We start from the raw sequence: 11,179 nt of genomic DNA, 5'->3' as shown, positions 1-11,179 counted from the left end.
TGTTTCGGTTAATTCAATATCGTTTTTCAGCTTGATTTCTTTTAATCCATTTTGAATCAGGCCGTTAATGTCGTCATCATCGATGTTGATGGAATTTATAGCACTTTTAAGTTTATCTTTTAAACCCATACTAATATTATGTGCATTTTTCAATATTTAAATTTTAGATTTTGAGATACAATTGAATGATTATTATCGTTATTGAAATTATTTTTTTCATGTTCAAATTAAATCCATCATGATTAAATATTATAAAATGAAAATAATTAATTATAAAAACATAATTTAATGGTGAAGTCATGTCGCATGATGTTTTTATTAGTTATTCAACAAAAAACACAGAAAATGCAGAAGCGGTTTGTGAAAGATTAGAAAGTAACGGTATTGAATGTTGGATTGCTCCTAGAAATATTAAAACAGGTACTAATTATGCTAAAGAAATCATGGATGGTTTAAAAGCAGCTAAAATTGTAGTTTTAATATTTTCTAAAGATGCACAAGAATCAGAATATGTTAACAATGAAATTGATACAGCTTTTTCAAAAAACAATCAGCCGATTGTCGCATTAAAAGTTGATGATTCATTTCCTGAAAAGCAAATGGAATTCTTTTTAAAAAATTCACAATGGCTGGATGCATCACCATCAGCTCTTAAAAAAGAAAATAAAACTCTTGAAAGTTGTTATGATGCTTTAGTGGGTGATGTTGAACGTGTATTGGATGGTTGGGTTCCAGGCCAAGGCAATGATGGTGAAGGAGTTGTTATTCCTCATAAGGAAAAAGGATTTTTTGAAAAATATAAATTGTTCATTGTTGCAGCGGTCATTCTTTTGATTGTGGTTGGAGGCTTTTTAGCATATAATGGAATGAACAGCAAATCAAATGTTAAGAATGAAACGGGAATATCGGTAGGATATATTGGTTTGGAAAAATATGATGATTCTTATACTTATTTTGTATTTGGAACAGTTGCTGAAGGTTCAAGTAATTCTTCAAGTGATGTAGTTCATATAGATTATTATGACAGTTCTGGAAAGGTTGTTAACAGCAGCGATACTAAAATGAAAGATATTGATGGAAATATCTTGGGATCTATCGATTCCAATAGCAAAAACGTTGCTAAGGTTTCAGCAAAATTGCAGGATAAGAATAATAAGGTATTATACAGTGTTGAAAGTAATAATATCATAGAACAATAGTGGGATTTATTATGGCTCATGATGTGTATATTTGTTATGATGAAAGAGATTTGGAGACCGCAAAGAAGGTTTGCGATACTTTGGAGGATAACGGTTTAGATTGTTGGTTGAAGAATCGTGATACCGGTGCAAAACGCATGGTTGACGAAATTATGGATGCAATCAAAAAATCTAAAGTGATGGTTTTACTATTTTCAAAAAACTCCAAGGATTCCAACTTTGTTAATAATGAAGTGGATATTGCATTTGCTCAAAAGAGATCAATCTTGGTTTTCCAAATTGATGATTCGAAATTAGATGGTGGATTGGAATTCTTCTTGAGAAATAAACCTAGAATTGAAGCTTTTCCGAATCCTGAAGATGAATTTGACCGTTTGATTGAAAATACTTCAAAAATGGTAAAGGAACAAGGAGCAATAGACAGGAACATCTTTAAAATCATTAAAGATCATAAGGTTCCAGTGATTATTGGTATTGTTGTTATTTTGCTTGTTGTAGGTGTTTTGGGATATATGGCCTATAATGGGGGAGGTAGCCAAACCAATGCCACTAAAATAAAGGCAGGAGATATTAAGATTAACATTACAGATTTCCATGTGGATGATGTTAGAAAAGAAAAAACCAATTGGAATTACTCATACTATGTAGGGGGAAAGATTACCCCGGCACCTGGTGAAAATGATGGTTTTGTAATTCTTGTTGATTTCTATGATGAATCTGGTAATTTGGTTGATACGGTAGACACTCCATTTAAAGAAGCTGAAAAAGTCAAATCTGGATTTTTATTAGGATCTACGGTATCTGATAAGAATAATATTAAAATAGCTGATGTTCAATTAGTCAATAAGAACAATATGGTTATTGCTCAAGATGAGGCTCAATTATAGCGGGGTTGATTATTATGAATAAAAAATTTATTCCAATAATTCTTATAATTGCAGTAGTTGCAGTAGTTGGGGGTTATTTCCTATTAAACAATGGTGATATTACAACTGAGCATACTACAATTGTTTTAAGTAAATCAGCATATATGGAAGTTCCTAAATACGCAAATGCAACATCCAAAGCTGACAAGAAGGGAATTTTCTATTATAAGGATAAAAATGATGACATAAACATTACCAGTTGCTCTAATTTGTCTGCTTCATCAAGTGTAAAAGAGATGAAGAAACTGAAAAATTCGATTGCAACTGGAGCGAAAAAGGAAGTTCAGGATAAAGTTGTTGTGTATGAAAAAAATGGATTATACTCAATATTCGTTAAGAATACTCAGTATAATGATACTTTATTGATACAATCAACAAATAAAAATCTTTTAATGAAATGTTGGCAGACAGTTAAGTATCACGATCCGACAGATAAGATTAAATTTAATGGTACTTCAGGCCCTGGAGGTACTCTCGTAAACGCTGTAGAACAAACACAATCTGCTGTTGAAACTACTACTTCATCTGCTCCTTCAGATTCAGGTACTTCAACCACTTCCAGTGAAGAATCATCATACAGTTCAGATTTCGGAAGCGGAGGATACAGTGACTTTGGTTTCGATACAGGATCTGATTCTGGAGATTCTGGTGGAGCATCAAGTGATGGCGGATACGATGCCTTCGGTTTTAAATGATTGAAGTTTTAAGAGATTCGGGAAAATTTCCCATTATCTCTTCTTTTCATTTTTTATTAAATTCTTTGATTTTTATTTCATAATCTATATCTGGTTGATACATTTTTTTCTTATAGATTGGAAATGCTATTTTATCTAAAACATGTATGTTTAAATTGACATTTCTAATTGTACAATATAGTTTTAAAAGGTGTTTTTGTAATTATTCGGACTTGCTTTTTTAGGTGAATATCTGTAAATATTTATATTAATGAATTGCATATTATAAAATGATATTATTAATTCAAAAATAGGTGTTTTATAAAAAATTAAGCTTGACCCAACTTGACAAGGTGTTAGAATGAATGAAAATAATTTACAACAGTACATTGATGATTTTTTTGATGAGTTGATTTTATATGATGATTACCACAATGGTCATTATTATAAAATGTTGTTAAAAGCGGGAATTGATGTTTTTTTACATAATGAAAATTCATACAATGCATATGAGATATATAGAACCTTTTTCATGATTTATCAAATCACAGCTGAAGACAAATCTGAAAAGCATTCCTTTGAGGATATGAGTATGGTTAGGGAGCCAAACACCCTTTTGGATTTGGTTAAAATAATGAAAAAGTATGAAGAAAATACTGGAGATCTGATTGAAAGGCAAAGAGACCATTTTATACATTCTGTCAATGTTTTCCTTTTAGGTTTGGCTATTTATTCTCAAAATAAAAGTTATAGGGATAAGTTCAAACAATATGTCCTCAATAGTCCTTATGAAAAGTTCTATAGAATTGACGGTGAATTTTCACATGAAGAGTTTTTATATCGTTGGGGTGTAGCCTCACTTTTCCACGATATAGGTTATCCAGTTGAAATCATTGGAAAACAATTGAAGAAATTTCTCAATGATGGAATTAAATCTATTTCCAGTAGTTACAATGCAGATACAGCAATTGATTTTAAAGATTTCAATGAATTCAATACTATTGTTAAATTAAATCCTGATTTTGCAGACAAATACACCGCAGTTTATCCGGAAGCTAAATTTTTAAACCTGTTTAAACCTACTGACATAATGGCCCATAAAATAGCAACAGATTTTAAGGGGACCGATATCAATAAGATAATAAAACATCTGAACTCCTTTGTTAATATTATGGGTGATAGCGGTTTTATAGATCACGGATTCTTCTCATCCATTTTGGTCTTGAACTCTTATGGTCATTTAATTCAGAAGTATGCAAAAAATCACGACTTTTTCTTCTATCCAATAGTGGACAGTGCATCTGCCATTTTACTGCACAATTACTACAGGAATGTTTTGCAGAAAAAGCCATTCGAACTAAAGACTCTGCATCCTTCCCAATCTCCATTGGCATTCCTTTTGATTTTATGTGATGAGCTTCAGGAATGGAACAGACAGCCGTTCGGTGTCAAGGACAAGAAAAAGAGCCATGTAAACGAACTGCTTTTGAAAATTGATGACAGAGGTATGGATGTTGAATACATTGTAAAAGAAGGTTCAATAGGTCTTGGATTTTCTGAAGATAAGGAAGAATTGATTAAATCCATTTTATCCATTAGAAGCATTTTCAAATTGGGCTTAAGAATAATAACTGATGTGGCCCAGGACAATATTATTAAAGAAATTCTCCATTCAGAAACTCAGGCACCTGATATTTTACTTAGAAACGTTGAAAATTTGGCTATTCAAATACACAACCAGTATATTGAGACCACTAAACAGCAATATGAAGAAAAAATTGCCAAAGGTGAAGAACCTGACGAAGATTTCATGAAGAAATACAATAATTTATCATCATTCGATGATTTGACTCCACAGCTCAAAATAGCCAATATCAGGCAGGCAAGATCAATTCCAATAAAATTGAACATTATCGGCTGCGAGCTTGCACCAAAATCAGATGAACGGGAAGGTATTTTGAAATTTTCAAAAGATGAAATCATGGATCTGGCCATATTTGAACATGAGGAATGGTGTGAGGAAAAACTCGGAACAGGGTGGACTTATGGAGAGGAAAAAGATATCGGAAACTTGGTAACTCCATATTTGGTTCCTTGGGATGAATTGACAGAAGAAATCAAGCAATATGATGTTGATCCGGTTAAGAATATTCCAAATCTCATGAACTCAATCGGACTTAAGGTTGTCAGAACCAAAATCAGGCTGTTGACATTTGAGATGCATGACTTCTATTCCAAAGTTAATGAAAATGTAGGCAAATTTGAAGATTTGCCGAGTTATATCAAATATTCAAATTACAAACAGACAGATTTCCTTGTTAAAATCTTGTCAGAGTTAGGTTATGATGTAGTGGATATTGAAAGTGCCGGTGAACCAATCAAATCATTTGATGAAGATTCTATAGATTATCTTGCTAAAAGAGAACATAATGCATGGTACAAGCTAAAAGTCAATTTAGGATGGAAATATGATTCTGTCAAAGATGTTGATGCAAAAACAAATCCTAACCTGGTTGAATGGGAAATGCTGGATTATGACACTCAAGAGTTGAATAAGCGCACATTCAGGAATCTCCCTCAATTATGTGCAAATGTTGGTTTGAAAATCATCAAGGATTAATTGTTCTAACATTATGTTTGGTGTAGGAAAAGATGATGCACTGGACGGATTCAAATTAAGGTTTGAAAATTGTTAAATGCGAATAAAAATACAATTATTTTTTTTTATAAAATTTTTTCGTGTTTTAACTCTTTTTTACTAAACCTTTAAATACTATTAAGTCAATATAATTTATTAATAGTTATGAAAACGGACATATTGTTTTTTATTTCATAACATTTTATTATTATTAATTTTCATGATTATAAGGAGGAGTTATTAATGGCAAGATTTGAAGAAGCAGAAAATAGAATGTTCAATGTAAAAATCTGCTTAAAATGTAATGCTCGTAACCCTGCTGCTGCAACTACTTGCAGAAAATGTGGTTACAAAGGTTTAAGATTCAAAGCTAAAGAACCAAGAGGATAGACTTATTCTCTTTACCTTTTTTTATTTATTTTTTTTAAAACATTAATTTAATATATAATTTTTAACAAAACTTATTTTAGGTATTCTTATGAAAGACGTTGAAAATTACATTAGAGATATATTAAAATCAAGAAAAATTCATTTTACTTTAATTGATCCTGATGAACAAACTCCTGAAGAAGCGTTGGAAATCGCTACTGCAGCTATCGAAGGAGGTACTGATGGAATTATGATTGGCGGATCAACTGTAAATGGTGATGATGTGGATAACACATGTAAAATATTGTCTGAAAACATTGCAGTGCCTATTATTATTTTCCCTGGAAATACTAGTAGTGTAAGTAAGTATGCTGACGCAATCTTTTACATGAGTTATGTAAATTCTAGAAATCCTTATTGGATTAATGGTGCTCAGGCATTAGCGGCACCTGCTGTAAAAGCATCCGGGATGGAAATCTTATCCATGGCGTATATGGTTGCAGAACCTGGCGGAACTGTTGGATGGGTTGGAGATGCTAATCTCGTGCCTAGAGACAAGCCAAAAATACCTGCAGTTTATGCAATGTCAGCTGAAATGTTTGGGATGAAATTTTTCTACATTGAAGCGGGTTCTGGTGCTTCACAGCCAATTCCGCCTGAAATGGTTGCATACACCAAAAAAGCTACCGATGACATGATTGTCATTGTGGGTGGTGGAATTCGTGATGGAAAAGCTGCATATACTGCTGCAAAAGCTGGTGGGGACATCATTGTAACTGGTACTGTAGTTGAAGATACAGATGATGTTTTGGCAAAAATTCAAGAATTGACCGGAGCTATTAAGAAGGCTTCAATTGAGTAGTTTCCAACTGCTCTTACCATACTTTTTTATTAACTTATTAACATAGGATATATTATGTTAAATTCACTATATGAAAAAGCCATCGCTAAAAGAGGATTCATTCAGGACATTGAATCAGATAATAATTTGGAAGCTCAACTTGATGCAAACTGGTTTTCAAGAGAATTCATGGAAAGTTCACAGGATTTCTCTATTGCGGCAGGTGATGGGAGCTTCAACAAAAAGAAATTTTTGAAAAGCAATTTCTGTGCCGTAGGGGCTGAATCCATAATATATGATGGGGAGATAAAGAAAATCGATGATGCTGACATACTGGAAATCAATCATATCTCGTTTTTGGATGAACTGTTGTCTAATTATATGTCGATATTGGAACTTAAGTGTGCTCTTAGGGCCATTAAGGAATATGATGTGGATTATTATATGTTTGACGGATCCATTTTGGGAGACCTTGAAAATGCATATCCGAAAGGTGCGGAACTTCCATCAAAAATTAGAAATAATTTGGATGATGCCCTTTTAAATGAGTTTGAGAGAAGATTTGAAATAACTCCATTCGGGTTTGTTTTTCCTCAGATTAAGGATAGGGTATTGGCTGATGTAAGCGTCAATGAGGACTTTGAAGAAAAAGAGGATTTTGATTTGCATTTATCTTCGATTGAAAAGATTATTCTACTAAAGGAACTTTTAGAAAATAAGAAAAAGATTATTTCAATATCTAAAACATCTTCAGACAATGACTTATTCGGTTGGAAAATTCCTGACATTTCAATTCTTGATAATTTGACAGATAAAAAACAGGGATTGTCTAAAATTGAATATAGAAGAGTATATAAAAATGCGTCTTTTCAGTATTTCAATGATTTCTTCAAACAGTTGAAATTCACTGTATTTTATGTTAGGCTGCAGGACAATAAGAATGTTTTAAAAGTGGAGTTGCCGTATAAGGCATCCATAAGTGAAGTTGTGGACATTATTGAAAAAATAAATGTATTATCAGTTCAGGGATATCCGTATCTGCTTAGCAAGGCACATAATGATGTTGTAATTACTGATAGGAATATTAAAGAATTATTGAAAATTGCTAAAATTTACGAAACAACAAACAGGGAAATGCTATAGGTGATAAAATGGTAGTTGGAATTTGTGTCGGGGAGACATCACTTTCAGAAGTTACTTTTATTTCAGACAAAATGCCAAAAGTTGGTGAGTATGTAACCATCGAGTACGATGGGAAAAAGGTTTTGGGAATGATTGAAAATTTGATTAGGGGAAATGATGCTTTAAATGTAGATATTAATGATTTTAAAGCTATCCAAAAGATTTCAAGAATTGGTGTTGATGACAATTACATCAGGGGCAAAGTTAAGATTCTTGGAGATGTCAACGACAACCTGAAATTGCCAAGGACTCCCGTGCTTCCGGGAACCGAAATCAAACTGGCGGACAAGGACACTTTAAACGAAATATTCAAGGTTAATAATCCAATAAAATTGGGTTCTCTTGTCAATCAAAGTGATGTGGAAGTCAATGTCGAAGCAAACCCTATATTGTCAAGGCATTTGGCGATTTTGGCAATGACTGGTGCGGGAAAATCAAATACAGTGTCTGTTTTAATGGACCAGATGTTGGGCTATGACGTTCCTGTTTTTGTATTTGACATGCATGGCGAATATGTCGGCGCCGAATTTCCTAATGGTGACGTTAATGTCATCAGGCCTAAAATCAATCCGATTTACATGTCATTTCAGGAGATTAAGAAATTGGTTAATATTCCGGCTAATGGTTATATTCAAGAAAGACATTTCAGAAGAGCCTTTAAAGAAGCTAGAAAAATGGTAAGTGAAGGAACAGCCCATACAAATAATTTCCTGCAGATAATATATGACATTTTGGAAAAGGATTCTCTCGAAGAGGGTTCAGATAAACAGATTGTTGATGTCATGAATAAGATTGATGATTCAATGGACAGGTATTCTAACATCTTTGACAATAATATAGGAAACATATTGACTAATATTAAAATTGGGCATGCTAATGTATTGGACTTGAGTCAGGCTGATGAATCAATTGCTAACGTGCTGGTAAGTCACATTATGAGAAATGCTCTGCAGATGAGGAAAAATTCTGTTCATGGCAAAGATAAAAAAACATTGGATTTCCCAGTATTTTTCGTATTGGAGGAAGCCCATATTCTAGCACCGAACAAACGTGATTCAGATTCTAAACGTTGGATTCAAAGAGTTGCAAGGGAAGGCCGTAAATTTGGTTTGGGCCTATGTTTGGTAAGCCAATCCCCAAAAACAGTGGACCATGATGCACTTTCTCAGATGAACAATATGATTATTCTAAGGCTTGTTGAGCCGGAAGACCAAAGGCATGTTCAATCTGCAAGTGAAAGCTTATCACAGGATTTAATTAATCAGCTTCCGTCTTTGAATGTTGGTGAAGCTATTGTTTTAGGATTGATGAGCAGAGTGCCTACTCTTGTAAAGATTGATGAGTTTAAAGGGCGTACTCATGGTGATGACCTGGATATTGTTTCTTATTTTGCAGATATTAAAAAAGAGGAACAAAAAGAAATAGATGACCAGGAAAGGCTAAGCATGGAAATGGGTTATAATTATTAACTTAAATTCTGATAGAACAACAGAAATGGATATAGTAAGTATATTTACAGGCCATGTCCCACCCAATGAATCCAACTCAAAAGTTTATGAAGCAATACCTGATGATAGTCATGATAGTTATCTAAGAGAAATATATTTCAAATTAGTGCCTTATTTAAGTATATTATATGCTGTAACTAGAATATTATAATGCCAAAACTGTCAAACCTAATACAATTAAGTAATTGCTTCGGCAGTTACTTTACTTTTTTTATTTTAAATTTCATGTAAACTATTTTTAACTGTTATTTTTTTAAAATAAGGTCTAATTATAATTTAATTTAAATAATAGCCTTATATGTATATATATCTTTTGATTAAACAAATGATTTTAAGTAAATTGAATGTTTGAAAAAAGATGCAAACGGTGAAAGTGATTATTAATTAAGTGCTCCAACACTATATTAATATCACTTTCACTTGTTACTATTAAACAAACAACTGGATAGATTGAATGATTTCAAGTAACATTAGTAATTTATATATTAAATGGTATTTAAAGTTATTTAAAATAGTTGTGGATTAAATGCACAGTTGTTCTAGCTTAGATTTGCTTTTAAATAATTTTTAATATATTTAACTTTTTTTCATTCATTTTAAACTAATTTGTTTATCAAAGAGTTCAAATAAAGAAACGTGATAAATATGGCGCTTAAAAAGATAATGTTTGCAACATTGCTGTTGTTAACTATTATTACAATAGGGGCTGTAAGTGCATCAGAAGATATTGCTGGTGATAATGTAGTGCATCAGAAGATATTGCTGGTGATAATGTTACGGCCATTGAACCGACTGGTGAGCAAACAGTTCAAGCAGTCGATGAAATAAAACAGACTGATGAACTAATCGCTCAAACAGATAATGATGAGATACTAAGTGAAAAAGATGACGGAACTTTCACTGCATTACAAAATAAGATAGATAATGCTGCTGAAGCAAAAGAAGTTGTAAGTGTAGAGGGTAATGATGGATTTGATGATTTAATGTCTGATGTAAATGATACTGTTTTAGGCAATTCTATTTATGTTAATGGAAGTACTTTTACTGATATTGGAAATGCAATTGATAGTGCAGTTGATGGGGATATAATATATCTTAATAGTCCATATTATGAGGGTTCAGGGTCTCACATCGCAATAAAAAAAGATATAACAATAATCGGTAATCATTCCACGCTTGATGCAAAATATTTGTCACAAATAGCATTCTCAAATAATAAAGTAACACTAATCAATATAACTTTCATAAATGGATATAATGATGGTGAGGGTGGTGCTGTTTATATTAAGGGTTCAGGTTCCTTTGTTAATTGTAATTTTGTGAATAATTCTGCTCATAATAGGGGTGGTGCTGTTCTTATAGGTTCTTCTAGTTCCGGTTCTTTTGTTAGTTGCAATTTTGTGAATAATTTTGCTAAACGTGAAGAGGGTGGTGCCGTTTTTAGTTTTGGTCCGACTTCTTTTGATGATTGCAGTTTTATGAATAATCATGCAAGTTATCAGGGTGGTGCCGTTTATATTAGTGATTCATTTAGTGAGGCATATGGTTCTTTTGTTGGTTGCAGTTTTGTGAATAATTCATTGGATTTAAGCAGCTATAGTTATGGTGGTGCTGTTTATATTAAGGGTTCTAGTTCTAGTTCTTTTGTTGAGTGTAGCTTTGTGAATAATTCTGCTAATACTTATAGTGGTGCAGTTTATATTAAGGGTTCCGGCAAGGTTTCTTTTGTTGATTGTAGTTTTGTGAATAATTATGGGGATTATGTCGGTGCCGTTTATATTAAGGGTTCAGGTTCCTTTGTTAATTGTAATTTTGTGAATAATTCTGCTCATAATAGGGGTG

General features: G+C 32.6%; 9 protein-coding genes and 1 pseudogene. All 10 read left to right on the top strand.

From position 1 onward, the window contains the following. The first annotated feature begins 299 nt into the window (after positions 1-299). Positions 300-1,199: a toll/interleukin-1 receptor domain-containing protein gene (locus QZV68_RS09155; RefSeq protein ID WP_296880706.1), complete on the top strand. Its 900-nt coding sequence runs from the start codon at positions 300-302 to the stop codon at positions 1,197-1,199. 11 nt (positions 1,200-1,210) lie between these two features. Continuing rightward, on the top strand, positions 1,211-2,086 hold the full coding sequence (locus QZV68_RS09150) for a toll/interleukin-1 receptor domain-containing protein (protein WP_296880705.1): 876 nt from the start codon (positions 1,211-1,213) through the stop codon (positions 2,084-2,086). A 14-nt stretch (positions 2,087-2,100) separates the two neighbouring features. Then, on the top strand, positions 2,101-2,820 hold the full coding sequence (locus tag QZV68_RS09145; RefSeq protein ID WP_296880704.1) for a hypothetical protein: 720 nt from the start codon (positions 2,101-2,103) through the stop codon (positions 2,818-2,820). A gap of 340 nt (positions 2,821-3,160) precedes the next feature. After that, complete coding sequence (locus QZV68_RS09140) at positions 3,161-5,419, top strand: RyR domain-containing protein (protein ID WP_296880703.1); 2,259 nt, start codon at positions 3,161-3,163, stop codon at positions 5,417-5,419. A 261-nt stretch (positions 5,420-5,680) separates the two neighbouring features. After that, a complete protein-coding gene (locus QZV68_RS09135; protein ID WP_292608188.1) occupies positions 5,681-5,827 on the top strand; it encodes a 50S ribosomal protein L40e in 147 nt (48 codons plus the stop codon). 88 nt (positions 5,828-5,915) lie between these two features. Continuing rightward, a complete protein-coding gene (locus QZV68_RS09130) occupies positions 5,916-6,668 on the top strand; it encodes a geranylgeranylglyceryl/heptaprenylglyceryl phosphate synthase (protein ID WP_296880702.1) in 753 nt (250 codons plus the stop codon). Positions 6,669-6,722: 54 nt separating this feature from the next. Beyond that, positions 6,723-7,790, top strand: a complete 1,068-nt coding sequence (locus QZV68_RS09125) for a DNA double-strand break repair nuclease NurA (protein WP_296880701.1) — start codon at positions 6,723-6,725, stop codon at positions 7,788-7,790. 8 nt (positions 7,791-7,798) lie between these two features. Next, the gene (locus tag QZV68_RS09120) at positions 7,799-9,298 is read left to right on the top strand and encodes an ATP-binding protein (RefSeq protein WP_296880700.1); all 1,500 of its coding nucleotides are present in this window, start codon (positions 7,799-7,801) and stop codon (positions 9,296-9,298) included. Between the two features lie 684 nt (positions 9,299-9,982). Continuing rightward, positions 9,983-10,165, top strand: coding sequence for a hypothetical protein (locus QZV68_RS09115; RefSeq protein ID WP_296880699.1), 183 nt, complete (start codon positions 9,983-9,985; stop codon positions 10,163-10,165). Between the two features lie 155 nt (positions 10,166-10,320). Then, positions 10,321-11,179, top strand: a pseudogene (locus QZV68_RS09110) (hypothetical protein); the annotation flags it as partial.

It is taken from the genome of uncultured Methanobrevibacter sp., from assembly GCF_902801725.1.
Taxonomy (GTDB): Archaea; Methanobacteriota; Methanobacteria; order Methanobacteriales; family Methanobacteriaceae; genus Methanocatella.
Note: the sequence above shows the minus strand (reverse complement) of the source record. Positions and strands in the feature narration are given on the sequence as shown.